This is a genomic window from Asticcacaulis sp. AC466, assembly GCF_000495815.1.
GTDB lineage: Bacteria > Pseudomonadota > Alphaproteobacteria > Caulobacterales > Caulobacteraceae > Asticcacaulis.
This window is the reverse complement of record NZ_AWGE01000019.1, coordinates 73562-92544: the sequence shown is the minus strand read 5'-3', so window position 1 is coordinate 92544 and position 18983 is coordinate 73562. Positions and strand designations below refer to the sequence as shown.

General features: G+C 59.4%; 29 protein-coding genes. All 29 read right to left on the bottom strand.

What is annotated here, in order from left to right:
• Positions 1-82: 82 nt before the first annotated feature.
• Positions 83-643, bottom strand: coding sequence for an adenylate kinase (locus AEAC466_RS39780; protein WP_023459530.1), 561 nt, complete (start codon positions 641-643; stop codon positions 83-85).
• The gene (gene secY, locus AEAC466_RS39775; RefSeq protein WP_023459529.1) at positions 640-2025 is read right to left on the bottom strand and encodes a preprotein translocase subunit SecY; all 1386 of its coding nucleotides are present in this window, start codon (positions 2023-2025) and stop codon (positions 640-642) included. Before secY ends, AEAC466_RS39780 begins: the two co-directional genes overlap by 4 nt.
• A gap of 205 nt (positions 2026-2230) precedes the next feature.
• Positions 2231-2710 (bottom strand): 50S ribosomal protein L15, encoded by a 480-nt coding sequence (gene rplO, locus AEAC466_RS39770; RefSeq protein ID WP_023459528.1) that lies wholly within the window; start codon positions 2708-2710, stop codon positions 2231-2233.
• A gap of 232 nt (positions 2711-2942) precedes the next feature.
• On the bottom strand, positions 2943-3146 hold the full coding sequence (gene rpmD / locus AEAC466_RS39765; RefSeq protein WP_023459527.1) for a 50S ribosomal protein L30: 204 nt from the start codon (positions 3144-3146) through the stop codon (positions 2943-2945).
• 3 nt (positions 3147-3149) lie between these two features.
• On the bottom strand, positions 3150-3725 hold the full coding sequence (gene rpsE, locus AEAC466_RS39760) for a 30S ribosomal protein S5 (protein WP_023459526.1): 576 nt from the start codon (positions 3723-3725) through the stop codon (positions 3150-3152).
• A 9-nt stretch (positions 3726-3734) separates the two neighbouring features.
• Positions 3735-4088, bottom strand: a complete 354-nt coding sequence (gene rplR / locus AEAC466_RS39755) for a 50S ribosomal protein L18 (RefSeq protein WP_023459525.1) — start codon at positions 4086-4088, stop codon at positions 3735-3737.
• 3 nt (positions 4089-4091) lie between these two features.
• Entirely contained in the window at positions 4092-4625 is a 534-nt protein-coding gene (gene rplF, locus AEAC466_RS39750) for a 50S ribosomal protein L6 (RefSeq protein ID WP_023459524.1), read from the bottom strand.
• A gap of 39 nt (positions 4626-4664) precedes the next feature.
• Positions 4665-5063: a 30S ribosomal protein S8 gene (gene rpsH, locus AEAC466_RS39745; protein ID WP_023459523.1), complete on the bottom strand. Its 399-nt coding sequence runs from the start codon at positions 5061-5063 to the stop codon at positions 4665-4667.
• A 14-nt stretch (positions 5064-5077) separates the two neighbouring features.
• Complete coding sequence (gene rpsN / locus AEAC466_RS39740; protein ID WP_023459522.1) at positions 5078-5383, bottom strand: 30S ribosomal protein S14; 306 nt, start codon at positions 5381-5383, stop codon at positions 5078-5080.
• Positions 5384-5402: 19 nt separating this feature from the next.
• Positions 5403-5957 carry a 50S ribosomal protein L5 gene (gene rplE, locus AEAC466_RS39735; RefSeq protein ID WP_023459521.1) on the bottom strand — a complete coding sequence of 185 codons (555 nt, stop codon included), beginning with the start codon at positions 5955-5957 and terminating at the stop codon, positions 5403-5405.
• Positions 5950-6273: a 50S ribosomal protein L24 gene (rplX, locus tag AEAC466_RS39730; RefSeq protein WP_023459520.1), complete on the bottom strand. Its 324-nt coding sequence runs from the start codon at positions 6271-6273 to the stop codon at positions 5950-5952. The genes rplE and rplX overlap by 8 nt, the downstream gene beginning before the upstream one ends.
• Position 6274: 1 nt before the next feature.
• On the bottom strand, positions 6275-6643 hold the full coding sequence (gene rplN, locus AEAC466_RS39725) for a 50S ribosomal protein L14 (protein ID WP_006273901.1): 369 nt from the start codon (positions 6641-6643) through the stop codon (positions 6275-6277).
• Between the two features lie 17 nt (positions 6644-6660).
• A complete protein-coding gene (gene rpsQ, locus AEAC466_RS39720) occupies positions 6661-6900 on the bottom strand; it encodes a 30S ribosomal protein S17 (RefSeq protein ID WP_023459519.1) in 240 nt (79 codons plus the stop codon).
• Between the two features lie 13 nt (positions 6901-6913).
• Positions 6914-7120: a 50S ribosomal protein L29 gene (gene rpmC / locus AEAC466_RS39715; RefSeq protein WP_023459518.1), complete on the bottom strand. Its 207-nt coding sequence runs from the start codon at positions 7118-7120 to the stop codon at positions 6914-6916.
• A 4-nt stretch (positions 7121-7124) separates the two neighbouring features.
• Positions 7125-7559 carry a 50S ribosomal protein L16 gene (gene rplP / locus AEAC466_RS39710; protein ID WP_023459517.1) on the bottom strand — a complete coding sequence of 145 codons (435 nt, stop codon included), beginning with the start codon at positions 7557-7559 and terminating at the stop codon, positions 7125-7127.
• Between the two features lie 5 nt (positions 7560-7564).
• Positions 7565-8320 carry a 30S ribosomal protein S3 gene (gene rpsC, locus AEAC466_RS39705; RefSeq protein ID WP_023459516.1) on the bottom strand — a complete coding sequence of 252 codons (756 nt, stop codon included), beginning with the start codon at positions 8318-8320 and terminating at the stop codon, positions 7565-7567.
• Positions 8320-8712, bottom strand: coding sequence for a 50S ribosomal protein L22 (gene rplV / locus AEAC466_RS39700; RefSeq protein ID WP_023459515.1), 393 nt, complete (start codon positions 8710-8712; stop codon positions 8320-8322). The genes rpsC and rplV overlap by 1 nt, the downstream gene beginning before the upstream one ends.
• A gap of 3 nt (positions 8713-8715) precedes the next feature.
• The gene (gene rpsS, locus AEAC466_RS39695; protein WP_023459514.1) at positions 8716-8994 is read right to left on the bottom strand and encodes a 30S ribosomal protein S19; all 279 of its coding nucleotides are present in this window, start codon (positions 8992-8994) and stop codon (positions 8716-8718) included.
• A gap of 2 nt (positions 8995-8996) precedes the next feature.
• Positions 8997-9833 carry a 50S ribosomal protein L2 gene (gene rplB, locus AEAC466_RS39690; RefSeq protein ID WP_023459513.1) on the bottom strand — a complete coding sequence of 279 codons (837 nt, stop codon included), beginning with the start codon at positions 9831-9833 and terminating at the stop codon, positions 8997-8999.
• A 15-nt stretch (positions 9834-9848) separates the two neighbouring features.
• Positions 9849-10145 (bottom strand): 50S ribosomal protein L23, encoded by a 297-nt coding sequence (locus AEAC466_RS39685; protein WP_023459512.1) that lies wholly within the window; start codon positions 10143-10145, stop codon positions 9849-9851.
• A gap of 5 nt (positions 10146-10150) precedes the next feature.
• The gene (rplD, locus tag AEAC466_RS39680) at positions 10151-10783 is read right to left on the bottom strand and encodes a 50S ribosomal protein L4 (protein ID WP_023459511.1); all 633 of its coding nucleotides are present in this window, start codon (positions 10781-10783) and stop codon (positions 10151-10153) included.
• 2 nt (positions 10784-10785) lie between these two features.
• Entirely contained in the window at positions 10786-11514 is a 729-nt protein-coding gene (rplC, locus tag AEAC466_RS39675) for a 50S ribosomal protein L3 (RefSeq protein WP_023459510.1), read from the bottom strand.
• 12 nt (positions 11515-11526) lie between these two features.
• On the bottom strand, positions 11527-11835 hold the full coding sequence (gene rpsJ / locus AEAC466_RS39670) for a 30S ribosomal protein S10 (protein ID WP_006273890.1): 309 nt from the start codon (positions 11833-11835) through the stop codon (positions 11527-11529).
• A 362-nt stretch (positions 11836-12197) separates the two neighbouring features.
• Entirely contained in the window at positions 12198-13337 is a 1140-nt protein-coding gene (locus AEAC466_RS39665) for a GNAT family N-acetyltransferase (RefSeq protein WP_023459509.1), read from the bottom strand.
• Positions 13338-13417: 80 nt separating this feature from the next.
• A complete protein-coding gene (locus AEAC466_RS39660) occupies positions 13418-14056 on the bottom strand; it encodes a glutathione S-transferase family protein (RefSeq protein WP_023459508.1) in 639 nt (212 codons plus the stop codon).
• Positions 14057-14263: 207 nt separating this feature from the next.
• Positions 14264-15454 (bottom strand): elongation factor Tu, encoded by a 1191-nt coding sequence (gene tuf / locus AEAC466_RS39655; protein ID WP_023458415.1) that lies wholly within the window; start codon positions 15452-15454, stop codon positions 14264-14266.
• Positions 15455-15552: 98 nt separating this feature from the next.
• Positions 15553-17631 carry an elongation factor G gene (fusA, locus tag AEAC466_RS39650; protein WP_023459507.1) on the bottom strand — a complete coding sequence of 693 codons (2079 nt, stop codon included), beginning with the start codon at positions 17629-17631 and terminating at the stop codon, positions 15553-15555.
• Between the two features lie 123 nt (positions 17632-17754).
• Positions 17755-18228 carry a 30S ribosomal protein S7 gene (gene rpsG / locus AEAC466_RS39645; RefSeq protein ID WP_023459506.1) on the bottom strand — a complete coding sequence of 158 codons (474 nt, stop codon included), beginning with the start codon at positions 18226-18228 and terminating at the stop codon, positions 17755-17757.
• Between the two features lie 12 nt (positions 18229-18240).
• Complete coding sequence (gene rpsL, locus AEAC466_RS39640) at positions 18241-18612, bottom strand: 30S ribosomal protein S12 (RefSeq protein WP_023459505.1); 372 nt, start codon at positions 18610-18612, stop codon at positions 18241-18243.
• Between the last annotated feature and the right edge of the window lie 371 nt (positions 18613-18983).

The following is an 18983-nucleotide window of genomic DNA, read 5'->3' as shown; positions in this document are numbered from 1 at the left end:
GCGTCCTTGGTTTTGTCGTCCAGACTGCGCAAGCCCTTAGGCGGGCCAACATCGACTGAAACGAAAATTCTGTTGCCGACCCTTAAGCCAGCGCCGCGTCGATGTGGGCCGCAACGGCTTCCACCGAGCCCATGCCGTCGACTTCAAACAATTTGGCCTGAGCCGCATAGTAAGGCAGCAATGGCGCCGTTTGAGCGTTATAGGCCGCCAGTCGAACCTTATAGGCTTCGGGATTGTCGTCAGAACGGCCTTCGTCAGCGAATCGCTTTTCGATTCGCGCAACCAGTGCCGCCTCGTCTACCTTCAGACGCACTACCTTGTCGATTTTCGCGCCGCGCTCGCCCAGCATGCCGTCAAGCGCCTCGGCCTGGGCCACGGTACGCGGGAAGCCGTCGAATATGGCGCCACCAGCCGCTTCCGCAGCCGGCAGGTTCGCCTTGATGAGGTCGATCACAATCTCGTCCGACACCAGGCCACCGGTCGCCAAGATGTCCTTGACCTTCAGCCCAAGCTCGGTGCCCGCAGCAATTGCCGCACGCAACATGTCGCCCGTCGAAAGCTGGACCATGCCGCGCTCAGCCACCAGCCGCTTAGCCTGCGTGCCTTTGCCGGCCGCCGGCGGACCGAACAGGATAATGTTCATCGACCGATCCTTCCGCGCGTCGGAGCCGCAGCTGTCTTTCCGCCAGTCTTCATCTTGGACTTCTTGATCAGGCCGTCATACTGGTGCGCCAGCAGATGCGACTGAATCTGGGCGACAGTGTCCATGGTGACCGTGACAACGATCAAGATCGACGTGCCGCCGAAATAGAAGCTATTGCCGAGCGAAGAAATCAGGAATTCAGGCAGGAGGCAGACGATAGTGATATAGGCCGCGCCGATGACCGTAATGCGTGTCAGCACGAAATCCATGTATTCGGCGGTGCGCTTGCCCGGACGGATGCCCGGCAGGAAGCCACCGTACTTGCGCAAGTTTTCAGCCGTTTCATCCGGATTGAAAACCAGCGACGTATACAGGAACGTGAAGAATATGATCATGGTGGCGTAAAGCGTCATGAACACCGGTTGGCCATGCTGGAGCATGCCCGTCATGGACGGCAGCCATTGCAGCCAGCTCGGGATCTTGTCCGGGTTTTGACCGACGAAGGTCAGAACGGATGTCGGCATGAGCAGAAGCGACGAGGCGAAGATCGGCGGAATGACACCGGCGGTATTGACCTTAAGCGGCATGAAGGACGATTCGCCCCCCATGATGCGGTTGCCCACCTGACGCTTCGGATACTGCACGAGCAGGCGGCGCTGCGAGCGCTCCATGAACACGATAAAGACAATGGCGCCAACCAGAACGGCAACGATCAGGATCAGGACGGCGGGATTGATGTCGCCGGTAGATCCCATGCTGAGCAGGTTACCGACCGTACGCGGCAGAACCGCAACGATACCGGCAAAGATGATCATGGACGAGCCATTGCCGATGCCGCGCGAGGTGATCTGCTCACCCAGCCACATCAGGAACAGAGTGCCGCCGGTCAGGGTGGCCATGGCGGTAATGATAAAGAATGGCCCCGGCGATATGGCCAGGCCGGAAGATTGCATGGCGGCAGCGATACCGAAGGATTGGATCAAAGCCAGGACGACGGTCAGATAGCGCGTATATTGATTAAGCTGCTTACGACCGGCCTCCCCGCCTTCCTTGCGCAGCTTTTCCCACGGCGCATAGACGGAGCCCATCAACTGAATGATGATAGAAGCCGAGATGTAGGGCATCAGGTTCAGCGCGAACACGGCCATGCGCTCGACGGCGCCCCCGGCAAACATGTTCATCATACCGAAAATGCCGCTCGACTGATGATTGAAGGCCTGAGTAAAGGCCGACATATTGATGCCAGGCAGTGGGATATAGGTGCCCAGGCGGTAGACGATCAACGCGCCGAGCGTGAAGAGCAGACGCTTGTGCAGATCGGTTGCCTTCGAAAAGGCGCCGAAATTCATATTGGCGGCAAGTTGTTCTGCGGCTGATGCCATTAGTGTCCTCAATACGCGGGCGTTTCACGCCCTCTTATGATCCCGACCGGGACGAGTTATGGCTTGGCGATTCTCTGCCGCAGCCCCCAACTCGATCCATATGGGGTACTCATATCAAAAGGTCAAATCTGGTTAACCTCACATTCGCCCGAAAGCGTGATCAAAAAGCGCCGGAGCCCTGCTCCGACGCCTTAAGATGTGAGATTTAGGCCTCGGCCTTAACCGGACGCTTCTGAGTCACCGAACCGCCAGCGGCTTCGACAGCCTTCACAGCGCCAGCCGATGCCGACCATACTTTCAGGTTCAGCTTGGCCTTCAGTTCGCCTTCGCCCAGGAGACGCACGCCGTCCAGTTCACGACGGATAACGCCGGCCGCGATCAGGACCGCCGCATCGATGTCGCCAGTGGCGTCGAGCTTGCCGGCGTCGATCGCCTGTTGCAGACGCCACAGATTGACTTCGGCGAGCTTAAGGGCGAACGGATTGTTGAAACCGCGCTTAGGCATACGCATGTACAGCGGCATTTGGCCGCCTTCGAAGCCGAGCAGCGAGACGCCGGAACGGGACTTCTGACCCTTGACACCACGGCCGGCGGTCTTGCCCTTGCCGGAGCCGGGGCCGCGGCCAACGCGCATACGGCCCTTGGCCGAACCGGGATTGTCGCGGAGTTCATTAAGCTTGGTCATTTGTTTGCCTTTCAATGACAGATGCGCTGGCCGTCCCCTAATGCGGATCCGGCCAACTCGGCTAAGTGTTTTGTTTTTGGCGCGCAATATCTCCGAAGACCCGGCCGCCGGAACGGTGCTGGCGCTTTCGGATTGCGCTCTCTAAAGCGGGCTCTGTTACAGCAGGCCCACAAAATAAGCAAGCCCGCGAACCGAAATTCGCGGGCTTGCCGGGTATCGAGACGGTCGTCGACTACTCGACGATCTGAACCATGTGCTGGACCTTGGCGATCATGCCACGGACCGACGGGGTGTCTTCGAGAACGGACACGCGGCCCATCTTGTTGAGACCCAGGCCAGCCAGCGTCGCGCGCTGGTCCTTGGTGCGGCGGATCGGCGAACCGGTCTGCTTCACGGTGATGGTCGCCTTTTCGGCAGCCTTAGGAGCTTTCGCCATGACTTAGCCCTCCAGGGATTCGGGCGACGAAGCGCCGTCTGCACGTGACTTCAGGAGGTCACCGACCTTCTTGCCGCGCTTTGAAGCGATCTGGCGCGGCGAGGATTGCACCTTCAGAGCTTCAAAGGTGGCGCGCACCATGTTGTAGGGGTTCGAGGAGCCGAGCGACTTGGCGACGACGTCCGAGATACCCAGGGTTTCGAGAACGGCACGCATCGGACCGCCGGCGATGACGCCGGTGCCCGGAGGGGCCGCGCGCATTTGAACCTTGCCGGCACCCCAACGGCCGTAACCGTCGTGGTGCAGGGTCCGGCTCTCGCGCAGCGGAACGCGGATCAGCGACTTCTTGGCTTCTTCGGTGGCCTTGCGGATGGCTTCAGGCACTTCACGCGCCTTGCCATGACCGTAGCCAACGCGGCCTTTTTGGTCACCAACGACCATAAGGGCAGCGAACGAGAAACGACGACCACCCTTCACAGTGGCGGCGACGCGGTTGATAGCGACCAGCTTTTCGACGAACTCCGAAGGTTCCTCGGTCCGGTCACGGCGTTCATTGCGATTTTCGCTTGGACGGGCCATTACGATTCCTTAGAAGTTGAGGCCGGCTTCACGCGCGGCTTCCGCCAGCGCCTTCACCCGACCGTGATAGATGTAACCGCCGCGATCGAAAACGACATCCTTGATGCCCTTTTCCAGCGCGCGTTGAGCGACCAGCTTGCCGACTTCGGAAGCGGCGGCCGCGTTCGAACCCTGCTTCTTGTCGCCTTCCAGCGAAGAAGCGGCAACGACCGTGACGCCGGAAGCGTCGTCGATGACCTGGGCGTAGATGTTCTTGTCCGAACGGAAGACCGACAGACGCGGGCGGCCATTCGAGAGAGACTTCAGGCGCGTACGGTTGCGTTGCGCGCGGCGAGCCAATTGTTGACGAGGAGACAGAGCCATGACTTACTTCTTCTTGCCTTCCTTGCGGCGAACCTTTTCGCCAGCATACTTGACGCCCTTGCCCTTGTAAGGCTCCGGCGGACGGATCTTGCGGATCTTAGCCGCCAGTTCACCGACCAATTGCTTGTCGATACCGGCGATCTTGACTTCCGTCTGCTTCGGCGTCGAGAAGGTGATACCCGCCGGCGGATCGATCAGAACCGGGTGCGAGAAGCCGAGCGACAGCTCCAGCTTAGGCCCCTGCATGGCGGCGCGGTAACCAACGCCGACCATTTCGAGGGTTTGTTCGAAGCCGTCAGTAACCCCCTTGACCATGTTTGCGATCAGGGTGCGCGACAGGCCCCACATCGCCTTATGGCGAGCGGTTTCGCCGCGCGGTGCGACGGAAAGGCTTGCGCCCTCCTGCTTGACTTCGATTTCGTCAACGACCTTCCAGGCCAATTGGCCCTTGGGGCCCTTGACCGAAATGTCTTGGCCGTTCAGCGTGATGTTCACGCCGGCAGGCAGAGCGATTGCTTTTTTACCAATCCGGGACATTTTAAAACCTTTAGTGCCTTAAGTGTCCTCGGCCGCGTTTTAGTAAACGCGGCAGAGAACTTCGCCACCCACGTTGTTTTCGCGGGCAGAGTTGTCAGACATGACGCCCTTGGGCGTCGACAGGATCGAGATACCCAGGCCGTTCTTAACCGGCTTGAGGTCCTTGATCGACGAATAGACGCGGCGGCCCGGCTTGGACACGCGGGAGATTTCCGCGATGACCGGCTGGCCGTCGAAGTACTTCAGTTCGATTTCGAACTGCGGGAACTCACCCGGGGTCTCGACAACTTCGTAGCCGCGGATGTAGCCCTCGTCCTTCAGGACGTCGAGCACGTGAGCGCGCAGCTTGGAAGCGGGGGTCAGCACCTTGGAACGGCTGCGTTGAGCAGCGTTCTTGATGCGAGCGATCATATCGCTGAGGGGATCATTGACGAACATTATATATCCTCCTCTTACCAGCTGGCCTTGGTCATGCCCGGAATCTGACCTTCATTGGCCAGCTTCCGGAGCGCGATCCGGCTCATGTGGAGCTTACGATAGTAGGCACGCGGACGGCCAGTGACTTCGCAACGGTTGCGAATGCGGGTGGCATTCGAGTTGCGGGGCAACTTTGCCAGCTTCAGGCGAGCGGCGAAACGCTCTTCCAGAGGCAGGCTCTCGTCGTTCGCGATCGCCTTGAGGGCTTCGCGCTTTGCGGCGTATTGAGCCACCAGCTTCTTGACCATCTCGTTGCGGTTTACAGCGCTTTTCTTTGCCATGTTATCTCTCTACCCGCCCTTACGAAGTGAACGGGAACTGGAAGTGCTTCAGAAGCGCCTTGGCTTCCTTGTCACTCGTGGCCGTGGTGCAGACAACGATATCCATGCCCCACATTTGATCGATCTGATCGTAGTTGATTTCCGGGAAAACGATGTGTTCCCTGAGGCCCATGGCGTAGTTGCCACGACCGTCGAAGGAGTTGCCGTTCAGGCCGCGGAAGTCCTTCACGCGCGGCAGCGCGATCGTGATCAGGCGGTCGAGGAATTCATACATGCGGTCCTTGCGCAGCGTGACCTTGGCGCCAACGATCATGCCTTCACGCAGCTTGAAGCCGGCGATGGATTGACGGGCGCGGGTCGGCGCGGGCTTTTGACCGGTGATGGCCGCCAGATCCTTGATGGCCGAGTTGACCTTCTTGGAGTCGGCAGTGGCTTCACCGATACCCATGTTCACGACGATCTTGTCGAGCTTGGGAACCTGCATTTCGTTCGTATAACCGAACTCTTCCTTCATCGCGGTGCGGATCTGATCGAGATAGACCTGCTTGGCGCGCGGGATGTACTTATCAGCCATTGATGACATCTCCCGTCGTCTTGGCGAAACGGACCTTCTTGTCGCCTTCCGCGCGGAAACCGACGCGGGTCGGCTTGCCGTTGGAATCGACGTGAGACACGTTGGAAACGTGGATGGACGCTTCCTTGTTGAGGATGCCGCCGTTCGGGTTACCCTGAGACGGACGGGTGTGGCGCTGGACCATGTTCAGACCCGAGACGATAACACGCTCGGCCTGGCCGTCCTTGGTGACGACCTTGGCCACGGTGCCCTTGCGGCCCTTGTCCTTGCCGGTCAGGACGACGACGTTGTCGCCCTTCTTAATCTTGGCAGCCATATTAGATGACCTCCGGAGCCAGCGAGATGATCTTCATGTGGTTCTTGGCGCGCAGTTCACGCGGCACAGGCCCGAAGATACGCGTGCCGATCGGCTCGCTCGACTTGTTGACGATGACGGCGGCATTGGTGTCGAAACGAATCACCGAGCCGTCCTTGCGCTGGATATCCTTCGAGGTGCGCACGACGATGGCGCGCAGAACGTCGCCCTTCTTCACGCGACCACGAGGAATGGCTTCCTTGACCGAGACAACGATCAGGTCACCCACCGAGGCGTAGCGGCGCTTCGAGCCGCCCAGCACCTTGATGCACATGACCCGGCGTGCACCGGAATTATCGGCCACTTCCAGGTTAGTTTGCATCTGAATCATGGTTCAAACTTTCCTAGTTAGTTGGCTTCACGGGGGAGGACTTCCCACGTCTTGAGCTTGGACTTCGGCGCGCATTCGATAATACGAATGTTTTCGCCGGTCTTGTAGCTATTGGCTTCGTCATGAGCGTGATAGCGCTTGGACACACGAACCGTCTTTTTCAGGACGGGGTGCAGAACCGTACGCTCCACTTTCACAACCACGGTCTTGTCGCCCTTGTCGGAGACAACCAGACCTTCAAGAATGCGCTTGGGCATGGTCTTCTTTCCTTTAGGCGACCTTACCGCCGGCCTTTTGAGCCGTCAGCAGGGTCTTTATGCGGGCGATGTCCTTGCGGATTTCGCTGACGCGGTGGGTTTTTTCGAACTGGCCTGTAGCCTTTTGGAAGCGCAGATTGAACTGCTCCTTCTTGAGGTCCAGGAGTTGCTCTTGCAGTTGGTCGGCGGTCTTGGTCCGCAGATCGGCGATCTTTGTCATCTCACTACTCCGCGGCCAGGGCGACGCCGGCGTCGAGACGGGTCACGACGCGGGTCGAAACCGGCAGCTTTGCGGCGCCAAGACGAAGCGCTTCACGCGCGATGTCGTCCGGCACGCCGTCGATTTCAAACAGGATACGGCCAGGAGCCACGCGAGCGGCCCAATGGTCGACGGCGCCCTTGCCCTTACCCATACGGACTTCGGCAGGCTTGCCGGTGACGGGCAGGTCGGGGAATACCCGAATCCACACGCGGCCTTGACGCTTCATTTGACGCGTGATGGCCCGACGGGCAGCTTCGATCTGGCGAGCGGTCAGACGTTCCGGTTCAACAGTCTTCAGACCGTAGGAACCGAAGTTCAGGGTATAACCGCCCTTGGCATTACCGTGGATACGGCCTTTGAAGGCCTTACGGTACTTTGTGCGCTTGGGAAGCATCATGGGAGTTACGCCTCCTTATTGTTGCGATCGCGGCGCGGGCCGCGGTTGTTACGATCGCCGCGCTCGGGACGCTCGTTCGACGACGGGCCGGAAGCCTCATTCGCCCAACGCTTATCCTGGGCCATCGGATCATGCTCAAGGACTTCGCCCTTGAAAATCCACACCTTGATACCAATGATACCGTAAGTGGTCAGGGCTTCAGCGAAGCCCATGTCGATGTCGGCACGCAGGGTATGCAAAGGCACGCGGCCTTCACGATACCATTCCATACGGGCGATTTCGGCACCGCCGAGACGACCCGACAGGTTCATGCGGATACCCTTAGCACCCAGGCGCATGGCCGATTGGATCGAACGCTTCATGGCGCGGCGGAACGCGATACGGCGCTCGAGCTGTTGAGCGATGCTTTCAGCGACCAACTGCGAATCGATTTCCGGCTTGCGGACTTCGACCAGGTTCAGGAACACTTCACCCTCGGTGAGCGCGGCAACGTCCTTGCGCAACTTATCGATGTCAGCGCCCTTCTTGCCGATCACGACGCCCGGACGGGCGGCATAGATCGTCACACGGCACTTCTTGTGCGGGCGCTCGATGATGATGCGCGAAACGCCAGCGGCGTTAAGCTTTTCCTTCAGAACCTTACGGATCTTCAGGTCCTGGTGCAGCAGCTTCGCATACTCTTGACGAGCGGCGAACCAGCGCGAATCCCAGGTGCGGTTGATACCGAGGCGCAAGCCGATCGGATTAGCTTTCTGACCCATTATGCAGCCTCTTGAGCTTCTGCGCCGAGTTCACGGACCACGATGGTGAGTTCCGAGAACGGCTTCATGATGCGGGACGAACGGCCGCGGGCGCGCGAAGCGAAACGCTTCATCACGATGCCCTTGCCGACATAGGCCTCGGCGACGACCAGGCTGTCGATGTCGAGGTTGTGGTTATTTTCCGCGTTCGAGATCGCCGAATAGAGCGCCTTGCGGACGTCCTTGGCGATGCGCTTGCGCGAGAATTCCAACTCGTTGAGGGCGCGCTGCACCTTGAGACCGCGGATAGACTGGGCGACCAGGTTCAGCTTTTGCGGGCTGATGCGGACGCTGACCAGCTTTACGCGGGCTTCATTGGTGGCGACGCGGCGAGGGTTTTTCGTCTGAGACATAACTTACCTCTTCTTCGCCTTCTTGTCGGCAGCGTGGCCCGGGAAGTTACGCGTAGGCGAAAACTCACCGAACTTCATGCCGACCATGTCTTCCGACACCAGCACCGGCACGTGCTTTTGACCGTTATAAACGCCGAACGTGGAACCCACGAATTGCGGCATGATCGTCGAACGACGCGACCAGGTCTTGATGACCTCCTTGCGGCCGCTGGCCTGAACGGCTTCCGCCTTCTTGAGGAGGTGACCGTCGACGAAGGGGCCTTTCCATACGGAGCGTGCCATAATTAGCGAGCCTTCTTAACGTGACGCGAACGGATAATGTACTTGTCCGTCGCTTTGTTAGTACGAGTCTTGCGACCCTTGGTGGGCTTGCCCCAAGGTGTCACAGGGTTACGACCACCGGAGGTCTTGCCTTCACCACCACCATGCGGGTGGTCGACCGGGTTCATGGCCACGCCGCGGACGTGCGGACGGAAACCCATATGACGGGTCCGGCCAGCCTTGCCCAGGCTTTGGTTCATGTGGTCAGGGTTGGAAACGGCGCCGACAGTCGCGATGCAGCTGTCCATAACCATACGCAGTTCGCCCGAACCCAGACGGATCTGGGCGTAGCCGGCATCACGGCCGACCAACTGAGCGTAAGCACCGGCGGAGCGGGCCAACTGACCGCCCTTGAGCGGCTTCAGTTCGACGTTGTGGATGATCGTGCCGATCGGCAGCGAACGCAGCGGCGCCGCGTTGCCCGGCTTCACGTCGACCTTTTCGGCCGAAATGATCTGATCGCCAACCTTAAGACGTTGCGGGGCCAGAATGTAGGCCTTTTCGCCGTCAGCGTAGTTGATCAACGCGATGAACGCGGTGCGGTTCGGGTCATATTCCAGGCGCTCGACCGTGCCGACAACATCAAGCTTGCGACGCTTGAAATCGACGATGCGGTACAGTTGCTTGGCACCGCCGCCACGGAAACGGACGGCGATACGGCCGCCAGCGCCACGGCCGCCGGACTTGGTCAAACCTTCGACCAGCGACTTTTCGGGCTTGCCCTTGTGGAGTTCCGAGCGATCGACCAACACGAGCTGGCGACGGCCGGGAGAGGTTGGGTTGAATTGCTTCAAAGCCATGTTTTCAATCCTTCCTTACAGACCGGTCGTGATATCGATCGACTGACCTTCGGCCAGGGTCACGATAGCTTTTTTGACGTCGGAACGACGACCCTTGATGCCCTTAAAACGCTTGGTCTTGCCCTTGGTGACAATGGTGTTCACCTTGGTGACCTTAACGTTGTAGATGGCTTCGACGGCCGAAGCGACTTCGTCCTTGGAGGAGTCGAGCGCAACCTTGAAGACCACCTTGTTCAGTTCAGACAGGTTGGTGGCCTTTTCAGTGATGTGCGGCGACAGAAGGACGTCGAAATTGCGAATGGTAGCAGCCATAACTCTTAGGCCTCCACAGCGAAGCGGGCTTCGATAGCTTCCACCGCCGACGTCGTGAGCACCAGCTTATGGCGGCGCAGGATGTCATAGACATTCAGGCCTGCCGTCGGCAGTACGTCGATGTTCGGGATGTTGCGCGAAGCGAGCGCGAAGTTGGTGTCAACCTCAGGACCGGTGATGAACAGAGCGTTCGTCAGGCCCAGCTTCTCGAAAGAAGCCTTGAGGGTTTGGGTCTTCGGCGATTCAACGACAGCTTGATCGAGAATGATCAGCGAACCGTCGCGGAACTTGGAAGACAGGGCGTGGCGCAGACCAAGCGCGCGGACCTTCTTGGGAAGGTCGAAACCATGGTCACGGACAACCGGACCGAAGGCGCGCGAACCGCCGACGAATTGCGGGGCACGGCGCGAACCGTGACGAGCGCCGCCGGAGCCCTTTTGCTTGTACATCTTCTTGCCCGTACGAGAATTCTCGTTGCGGGTTTGGACCTTGTGTGTACCGGCACGGCGCTTGGCCAATTGCCAGTTGACGACGCGGGACAGGATGTCGGTGCGGATGGCTTCAATTCCGAACACAAAGTCGGAAACGTCCACCGAACCGGCCGCCGAGGCGTCAAGCTTCAAAACGTTCAGTTTCATGATTATTCAGCCCCTTCTTGCGCAGGAGCTTCCTCAGCAGCAGCCGGGGCGGAGGCCGCCGACTTGATCGCGCCGGGGAACGGCAGGCCCTGCGGGGCCGCCTTCTTAACGGCGTCACGGATCTTGACGTAGGAGCCTTCAGCACCGGGAACAGCGCCCTTGATGAAGACCAGGCCGCGCTCGGCGTCGATGCGGGCAACTTCGAGGTTCAGAGTCGTAACGGTTTCAACACCGTAATGACCCGCCATCTTCTTGCCCGGGAAGGTGCGGCCCGGATCTTGACGGTTACCCGTCGAACCGTGAGCACGGTGAGACACCGACACACCGTGAGTGGCGCGCATACCGCCGAAGTTCCAGCGCTTCATGGCGCCGGCAAAACCCTTACCGATGGTGGTGCCCTGAATGTCAACCTTCTGGCCGGTGACGAAGTGATCAGCGGTCAGCTCAGCGCCGACGTCGATCAGGGCGTCTTCCGACACGCGGAATTCAGTGATGTAGGCCTTCGGCTCAACCTGAGCCTTGGCGAAACGTTGACGCTCCGGATTGGAAACGTTCTTTGCCTTGCGCGAACCGGCACCGAGCTGGAGGGCGACATAGCCGTCCTTTTCCTTGGTGCGCTGAGCGACGACCTGGCAGCCCTCGAGCGAGAGCACAGTCACCGGCACGTGGACACCGGCTTCGTCGAAGAAGCGGGTCATGCCGAGCTTTTTAGCGATCAAACCTGTACGCATAATCGCGGCCCCTTAGATCTTGATCTCGACGTCGACACCAGCCGACAGGTCGAGCTTCATGAGCGCGTCCACGGTCTGCGGGGTCGGATCGACGATATCGAGAACACGCTTGTGCGTGCGGATTTCGAACTGCTCGCGCGACTTCTTGTCGACGTGCGGCGAACGGTTGACGGTGAAACGCTCGATCAGCGTGGGCAAGGGGATCGGTCCCCGGACGGTAGCACCCGTGCGCTTGGCCGTATTGACGATCTCGCGTGTGGAATGATCCAGGACGCGGTGATCGAAGGCCTTCAGGCGGATGCGGATATTTTGACGATCCATATCGCTCGTATTCCCAAAGAGGTGCGTTTAACGCGTCCAGTGAACCATTTCAAAGACCAACTCGCCCCCACAAATGTGAGCACGAACGCGATATCCGCAAAAACAAAGCCCTCGCGGTTTTACCCGCGCGGGCCGTTGATCAAACCGGTCAATTCCTTTTATAAAAGGCCGCCGACCGGGTTGGTTTATGCTTGCAGACCGCGTTTGGCACCTCTTCAGCGCCACAGCCGATCCAACAGAGCGCGCTATATGCCCAAACGACTCGGAAAGGTCAAGGGCCAATTGCGGAAAAGCCCAAGAAAATAACCGGAAGCGAATATTTTGCGCCGCGCGGCAGCATATCCGGCGTGTCAACACAAAGGCTAGGCCCGTGCGGCTCTCAAACGCTTAAATCCGCGTTGCGCCAGAGCCCACATCGCCCTGCCCCACCCCGCCACGCTAACCTCCGTCGAACGGATAACATTGACCCTTCGGCGCAAGGACATGCGAACGGCCTCGAACTGCGGACGCGACACAGGCAGCAGGGCCCCGGTCATATCTATCATGCGACTGCCCAGGCCCGGACTATATTGCAAGCTGCCGTCAAGACACTCGCCGGCATTGGCCGTCATCGGCGATTTGTAGTCTTCGCCCCCGGTGCCGAAATCGAAAGCCACGTAGCCCAGCGGGGCGAGATGTCGAATGATTTGCATGGTGAGCACGATGCCGACGGTATATCGATAGTAGGCCGGATCATAGGCCGGAAACCAGAGATGGACGCTGGTCGCGTTTACAAGGCTGATCTCGGCGGCGACAAACTTGCCCTCGTGACGCAGAACACCGGCGCGCAGACCGAAGTCGGTCGCGTCATCGGCCGCCAAACCGGCCAGCAGGTCTTTGGTCCAGCCGCAGCCGAAGATATCATGCAGGCCGCTACGGCGGTACTGGTCGCGCTTGAGGCCGATGACCCAATCGAGCAGGTCCGGCGTGACACGTTCCCAGGAAAAGTCGAAACCGCCGAAATCTTTGACGATATTGCGTTCGCACCGAGCCACGTTCTTGAAGAACTTGTGATGCCTGACGTTCTGCGTCTCGCGCCAAGCGTCAAAGCCCGATGGCGTCAAAGCGACGCGACGCTGCAAAGACGCGGCCTGGACAGGCCCTTCGATAGGCCCAACCCACCCCTGGAATTGCAGATGTTTGGCGCCAGCGGCTTTCAATATGGCGTTGAAGCAAACATGGCGTCCGGGGGGGCTGACGACGCCGTGATAATCTGTCAACGGTGCGCCCATGGGCAGCATCCGGCCGGCCCGAAGTTGGTAGGCGAAATAGCCGATAATCTGGCCGTCCTCGCGAATACGAGCGACTGCGGCGCCAGGCACCTTCGATCCGATGGCCTTTACATAGCGAATGTCGAAGTAGGGTCCGGTAAGTTCAGGTCTCGACGCGACGAAACCATTCCAGAGCTCGGTGTCTTCGGCCGTCAAATCCGCCGGACGAACGATATCTATGGTCTGTGGCATCGATTCCCTGCTTTGGACATATGCATATTCAAAGCAAGTTCTGTACCAGTATAGGGTTTATATCGGCCTAAGCGACAGGGTTAATGATCTGCCTCGGGCCCGATGAAACGCTGGGAGATCGCTTTAAACACCTCCATCTCCTCGCATTGGGCGCTATGGAAGTTGAGGGCCGCCCAGCGGGAGAAGTCGATGTCAGGATGCGCCTCGCGCGCGTGGCGCAGGCTACAGGCCAGGGCGATATCTGCGTGCGTCATTGTGTCACCGAGCAGCCATCGTGTACGGGCAGCGGCCCGGATAGCTTCCAAGGCGTCCAGCACGGCGCCCATCTGGTCATGGCAACGCTTTAGCCACAGATCGGACGTCTGCTTATGCAGCACCTGCTCGTAAAAGAGAGCGATCGCCTTATCCGAAAAGCCCGTCGCCAAAGCAACGTAATATAGCGCCTTTTGCCGGTCCGCGCCCGTAGCGGCGATCAATGCGTCGTCGCCACGCGCCCTCACCTCTTCGTCCAACCAGTCCAAAGCATAAGCGCTTTCCAGAACGACAGCGCCATTGTCGAGGATAAGGGTTGGCACGCGCATAAGGGGATTGAAGGGTAGGATCTTGTTCGCATCACCGAACGTGGACCATGGCCGGTGCTCGTAGGCAAAGCCATACACCGTCAGGGCTATACCCACACGACGGACATAGGGTGAGTCGTATTGGCCGATCAAAATCATGCCGCCGGCCTGTATGTGTTGCTTGGATTGGTGCGCATCTGGCTGTCTCCGAACCCCGTCCCCCGAACCCTGGTCTCTGCCATTTGAGCCACGCGGATTACGACAAGTCAAAACAAATGAGGTTGCGTCAAACGCCCCCTTGCAACGAAAAACCCCGCCGGTTTGCACCGGCGGGGTTTTAAGCGATTGCGGGTTAAGGGCTGCCCCTTACTCGACGATCTTCGACACGACGCCGGCGCCGACGGTGCGGCCACCTTCACGGATAGCGAAGCGCAGCTTCTCTTCCATGGCGATCGGGGTGATCAGCTCAACGTCCAGCTCGGCGTTGTCGCCAGGCATGATCATTTCAACGCCTTCCTTCAGCTTCACGATGCCGGTGACATCGGTCGTGCGGAAGTAGAACTGAGGACGATAGTTGGTGAAGAACGGGGTGTGACGGCCGCCTTCTTCCTTGGTCAGGATGTAGGCTTCGGCAACGAACTTGGTGTGCGGCGTGATCGAACCCGGCTTGCACAGAACTTGGCCGCGCTCAACGTCTTCACGCTTGGTGCCGCGCAGCAGAACGCCGACGTTGTCACCCGCTTGACCTTGGTCCAGCAGCTTGCGGAACATTTCAACGCCCGTGCAGGTCGTCTTCTGAACCGGACGGATGCCGACGATTTCGACTTCTTCACCGACCTTAACGATACCGCGCTCGACGCGGCCGGTCACAACCGTACCACGGCCCGAGATCGAGAACACGTCTTCGACCGGCATCAGGAACGGCAGATCGATCGGACGCTCCGGTTGCGGGATGTATTCGTCAACCGTGGCCATCAGGGCCAGGATTTGGTTTTCACCGATTTCCGGGTTCACGCCATCGGTCGCGGCCTTGGCCGAGCCCTTGGTGATGGGGATATCGTCGCCCGGGAACTGGTAGGACGACAGAAGCTCGCGCACTTCCATTTCGACCAGTTCGATCAGTTCTTCGTCGTCGACCAGGTCGACCTTGTTCATGAACACGACCAGGGCCGGAACGCCAACCTGGCGGGCCAGCAGAATGTGCTCGCGCGTTTGCGGCATCGGGCCGTCAGCGGCCGAAACGACCAGGATCGCGCCGTCCATCTGGGCAGCACCAGTGATCATGTTCTTCACGTAGTCGGCGTGGCCCGGGCAATCGACGTGCGCATAGTGACGGTTGGCCGTCTCATATTCGACGTGCGCCGTGTTGATCGTGATGCCGCGTGCCTTTTCTTCAGGGGCAGCGTCGATGTCGGCATAGTTCTTGGCAACGGCGCCGCCAGACTTCGCCAGCGTCATCGTGATCGCCGCCGTCAGCGTCGTCTTGCCATGGTCAACGTGACCAATCGTGCCGATGTTGCAGTGAGGCTTGCTGCGGTTGAATTTTTCCTTGGCCATTTTTCAATTCCGCCTGCGGCGGACCTTCATTTGCTTAGGGTTGATCTGTAAGGAGCGGCCCGTAGCACACAAAATGCCACGGGCCAATATTTTTTAGTTTAGGCGTACTTCTTGATCACTTCGTCGGCGACGTGCTGCGGCACGGGCTCGTAGTGATCGTAGACCATGGAGAACTGTGCGCGGCCTTGCGACATGCCGCGCAGAGTGTTCACGTAACCGAACATGTTGGCCAGCGGCACGAAGGCGTCGACGACGATGGCGTTGCCGCGCATGTCTTGACCCTGGATCATGCCACGGCGACCGTTGAGGTCACCGATGACCGAACCGAGGTATTCTTCCGGAGTGACGACTTCGACCTTCATGATCGGTTCGAGCAGCTTCGGCCCGCCCTTTTCGCGCAGTTCCTTGAAGGCAGCGCGCGCGGCGATTTCGAAAGCCAGAACCGAGGAGTCGACGTCGTGGAACTTGCCGTCCGTCAGGGTGGCCTTGAGGTCGATCAGCGGGAAGCCAGCCAGCAGGCCGTTTTCCTTGGCGGATTCGAGGCCCTTTTCGACGCCCGGGATGTATTCCTTCGGAACCGCGCCACCGACGATGGCGGATTCGAAGACGAAGCCCGAACCAGGTTCACCGGGTTCGAAGGTGATCATGACGCGGGCGAACTGGCCCGTACCACCGGTTTGCTTCTTGTGGGTGTAGTCGATTTCGGCCTTGCGGGTGATCGATTCACGATAGGCAACCTGCGGCGCGCCGATATTGGCTTCCACCTTATAGGTGCGCTTCAGGATGTCGATCTTGATGTCGAGGTGCAGTTCGCCCATGCCCTTCAGGATGGTTTGGCCCGACTCGTGGTCGGTCGAAACCGTGAACGACGGATCTTCGGACGCCAGCTTGGCCAGGGCGACACCCAGCTTTTCCTGGTCGGCCTTCGACTTGGGCTCGACGGCGATTTCGATAACCGGCGCCGGGAATTCCATACGCTCGAGGATGACCGGTGACTTCGCCGGATCGCACAGGGTGTCCCCGGTGCGGGTGTCCTTCAGGCCAGCCAGGGCGACGATGTCACCAGCATAGGCTTCCTTGATGTCTTCGCGGTTGTTGGAGTGCATGAGCAGCATGCGACCGACACGTTCTTTTTTATCGCGCGTGGTGTTCAGCAGGCCCTGGCCGGTTTCCAGCTTGCCCGAATACAGGCGGCAGAAGGTCAGAGAACCAACGAAGGGGTCATCCATGATCTTGAAGGCCAGCATGGCGAGCGGCTCGGTGTCCGAGGCCTTGCGGGTGATTTCTTCTTCGGTCTTATAGTCGATGCCAACCGTCGGCGGCACGTCGACGGGCGACGGCAGGTAATCGACAACGGCGTCGAGGAGAGTCTGAACGCCCTTGTTCTTGAACGCCGAACCGCAGAGCACGGGATAGAAGGCTTCAGTCAGAACGGCCTTGCGGATGCACTTCTTGATCGTTTCGATCGAAGGCTCGTTGCCTTCCAGATAGGCTTCCATGGCTTCGTCATCCAGTTCGACAGCGTTGTCGATCAGGTACTGACGGGCCTCCTTGGCCTTATCCAGCAGGTCGGCGGGGATTTCTTCGTCGCGATAGTTGGCGCCGAGGGCGTCATTGTCCCAGACAACGGCCTTCATGCGGACGACGTCGACGAGGCCCGACAGCGAGGTTTCCGAACCGATCGGGAACTGGATCGGCACAGCCTTGGCGCCGAGACGGTCGCGGATCGACTGAACCGACTTGTCGAAGTCGGCGCCGATCTTGTCCATCTTGTTGACGAACACGATGCGCGGCACGCGATACTTGTCGGCCTGACGCCAGACGGTTTCGGTCTGCGGCTCGACACCGGCATTGCCGTCAAGAACGGCGACGGCGCCATCCAGGACGCGCAGGTTGCGCTCGACTTCGATGGTGAAGTCGACGTGGCCCGGCGTGTCGATGATGTTCAGGCGCTTGCCTTCCCAGAACGTCGTGGTCGCGGCGGACGTGATCGTGATGCCACGCTCCTGCTCCTGCTCCATCCAGTCCATGGTGGCGGCGCCATCATGGACTTCGCCGATCTTGTGGCTCTTGCCGGTATAATACAGAATACGTTCTGTGGTCGTGGTCTTGCCGGCATCGATGTGGGCCATGATGCCGAAGTTACGATAGTCTTCAATCTTGTGACTGCGGGGCATTGGGAAGCCTCAAAACTTTCGGGAACAAATGTGGTTTCAGTTGCAAAGTCGCGGGCGGTTTAAACCAAACCGCCCGCGCCTCAAAGCAATATTTTTGCGACAGCGAAGCCGTCCCGTTCGCGATTACCAGCGGTAATGCGAGAAGGCGCGGTTGGCTTCGGCCATCTTGTGCGTGTCTTCACGCTTCTTGACGGCGGTGCCGCGATTGTTGGCGGCGTCGAGCAGTTCGGCGGCCAGCTTCTCGGTCATGGTGTTTTCACCACGCTTGCGGGCCGAGTTGACCAACCAGCGGATGGCCAGGGCGCGACGGCGGTCCGGACGGACTTCGACGGGGACCTGATAGGTCGCACCGCCGACGCGGCGCGAACGGACTTCGATCGACGGGGCGACGTTATCCAAGGCCGCATGGAAGGTCTCGATCGCAGTCGCGTCCTTCTTCTTGGCTTCCAGGATATCGAAGGCGCCGTAGATGATGTTTTCAGCAACGGCCTTCTTACCTTCGTACATGACATAGTTCATGAACTTGGTGACGACCAGATCGCCGAACTTGGGATCGGGTAGAACTTCACGCTTCTCGGCGCGGTGACGACGGGACATGGATAGTTCTCCTTACTTCGGACGCTTCGCGCCGTAGTGCGAACGGCGTTGTTTACGGTTCTTGACGCCCTGGGTATCGAGGACGCCGCGCAGGATGTGGTAACGAACGCCGGGCAAATCCTTGACACGGCCGCCGCGGATCAGAACCACGGAGTGTTCCTGCAGGTTGTGGCCTTCGCCGGGGATGTAGCAAACGGCTTCGATCTGCGAGGTCAGACGCACCTTGGCGACCTTACGCAGAGCGGAGTTCGGCTTCTTCGGCGTCGTGGTATAGACGCGGGTGCAAACGCCGCGGCGCTGCGGACAACCCTTCAGGGCGGGAACCTTGTTGCGCTTAGGCTTCGGCTGGCGGGGCTTGCGGAGCAGCTGGTTGACTGTGGGCATCGTACTCGATGACTTTCTTCTGTATGACCTGTGCCGTTTGGCCGGGCGATCATAGGTTTTAAGGAGCCTCGTGAAGAGACGGCTTCAAATTTTTGAGGCCCGATCCAAACAAACACAAAAGCCGCAACCTGCGCTATGGAGGTTACGGCGGGGACACAGCCCCTGCATATATCTGGATCGAAAACGGCCGTTTTACTGGCCACCTCGAAAATGGTTTGCGGGCTATAGAGGAAGCGCGCAGTCAGGTCAAGGCCGTATACGGATTTTACCACGCCTCCCGTAACACACTTTCGCGGCCAAGAATGGGGCGGCAAAGAATGGGGGCAACACCTGAATCGAGCCTCCTGCCCTAAGCGACCTATTTGCGCGCC

Coding starts and splice junctions, on each gene's coding strand:
- AEAC466_RS39780 (WP_023459530.1), bottom strand. CDS start 643: ATGAACATTATCCTGTTCGGTCCGCCGGCGGCCGGCAAAGGCACGCAG.
- secY (WP_023459529.1), bottom strand. CDS start 2,025: ATGGCATCAGCCGCAGAACAACTTGCCGCCAATATGAATTTCGGCGCC.
- rplO (WP_023459528.1), bottom strand. CDS start 2,710: ATGACCAAGCTTAATGAACTCCGCGACAATCCCGGTTCGGCCAAGGGC.
- rpmD (WP_023459527.1), bottom strand. CDS start 3,146: ATGGCGAAAGCTCCTAAGGCTGCCGAAAAGGCGACCATCACCGTGAAG.
- rpsE (WP_023459526.1), bottom strand. CDS start 3,725: ATGGCCCGTCCAAGCGAAAATCGCAATGAACGCCGTGACCGGACCGAG.
- rplR (WP_023459525.1), bottom strand. CDS start 4,088: ATGGCTCTGTCTCCTCGTCAACAATTGGCTCGCCGCGCGCAACGCAAC.
- rplF (WP_023459524.1), bottom strand. CDS start 4,625: ATGTCCCGGATTGGTAAAAAAGCAATCGCTCTGCCTGCCGGCGTGAAC.
- rpsH (WP_023459523.1), bottom strand. CDS start 5,063: ATGTTCGTCAATGATCCCCTCAGCGATATGATCGCTCGCATCAAGAAC.
- rpsN (WP_023459522.1), bottom strand. CDS start 5,383: ATGGCAAAGAAAAGCGCTGTAAACCGCAACGAGATGGTCAAGAAGCTG.
- rplE (WP_023459521.1), bottom strand. CDS start 5,957: ATGGCTGATAAGTACATCCCGCGCGCCAAGCAGGTCTATCTCGATCAG.
- rplX (WP_023459520.1), bottom strand. CDS start 6,273: ATGGCTGCCAAGATTAAGAAGGGCGACAACGTCGTCGTCCTGACCGGC.
- rplN (WP_006273901.1), bottom strand. CDS start 6,643: ATGATTCAGATGCAAACTAACCTGGAAGTGGCCGATAATTCCGGTGCA.
- rpsQ (WP_023459519.1), bottom strand. CDS start 6,900: ATGCCCAAGCGCATTCTTGAAGGTCTGGTTGTCTCCGACAAGGGCGAC.
- rpmC (WP_023459518.1), bottom strand. CDS start 7,120: ATGACAAAGATCGCCGATCTGCGGACCAAGACCGCCGACCAACTGCAA.
- rplP (WP_023459517.1), bottom strand. CDS start 7,559: ATGATGCTTCCCAAGCGCACAAAGTACCGTAAGGCCTTCAAAGGCCGT.
- rpsC (WP_023459516.1), bottom strand. CDS start 8,320: ATGGGTCAGAAAGCTAATCCGATCGGCTTGCGCCTCGGTATCAACCGC.
- rplV (WP_023459515.1), bottom strand. CDS start 8,712: ATGTCTCAGACGAAAAACCCTCGCCGCGTCGCCACCAATGAAGCCCGC.
- rpsS (WP_023459514.1), bottom strand. CDS start 8,994: ATGGCACGCTCCGTATGGAAAGGCCCCTTCGTCGACGGTCACCTCCTC.
- rplB (WP_023459513.1), bottom strand. CDS start 9,833: ATGGCTTTGAAGCAATTCAACCCAACCTCTCCCGGCCGTCGCCAGCTC.
- AEAC466_RS39685 (WP_023459512.1), bottom strand. CDS start 10,145: ATGGCTGCTACCATTCGCAATTTCGACGTCCTTCTGTCGCCGCACATC.
- rplD (WP_023459511.1), bottom strand. CDS start 10,783: ATGAAACTGAACGTTTTGAAGCTTGACGCCTCGGCGGCCGGTTCGGTG.
- rplC (WP_023459510.1), bottom strand. CDS start 11,514: ATGCGTACAGGTTTGATCGCTAAAAAGCTCGGCATGACCCGCTTCTTC.
- rpsJ (WP_006273890.1), bottom strand. CDS start 11,835: ATGGATCGTCAAAATATCCGCATCCGCCTGAAGGCCTTCGATCACCGC.
- AEAC466_RS39665 (WP_023459509.1), bottom strand. CDS start 13,337: ATGCCACAGACCATAGATATCGTTCGTCCGGCGGATTTGACGGCCGAA.
- AEAC466_RS39660 (WP_023459508.1), bottom strand. CDS start 14,056: ATGATTTTGATCGGCCAATACGACTCACCCTATGTCCGTCGTGTGGGT.
- tuf (WP_023458415.1), bottom strand. CDS start 15,454: ATGGCCAAGGAAAAATTCAACCGCAGCAAGCCTCACTGCAACATCGGC.
- fusA (WP_023459507.1), bottom strand. CDS start 17,631: ATGCCCCGCAGTCACAAGATTGAAGACTATCGTAACTTCGGCATCATG.
- rpsG (WP_023459506.1), bottom strand. CDS start 18,228: ATGTCCCGTCGTCACCGCGCCGAGAAGCGTGAAGTTCTACCCGATCCC.
- rpsL (WP_023459505.1), bottom strand. CDS start 18,612: ATGCCCACAGTCAACCAGCTGCTCCGCAAGCCCCGCCAGCCGAAGCCT.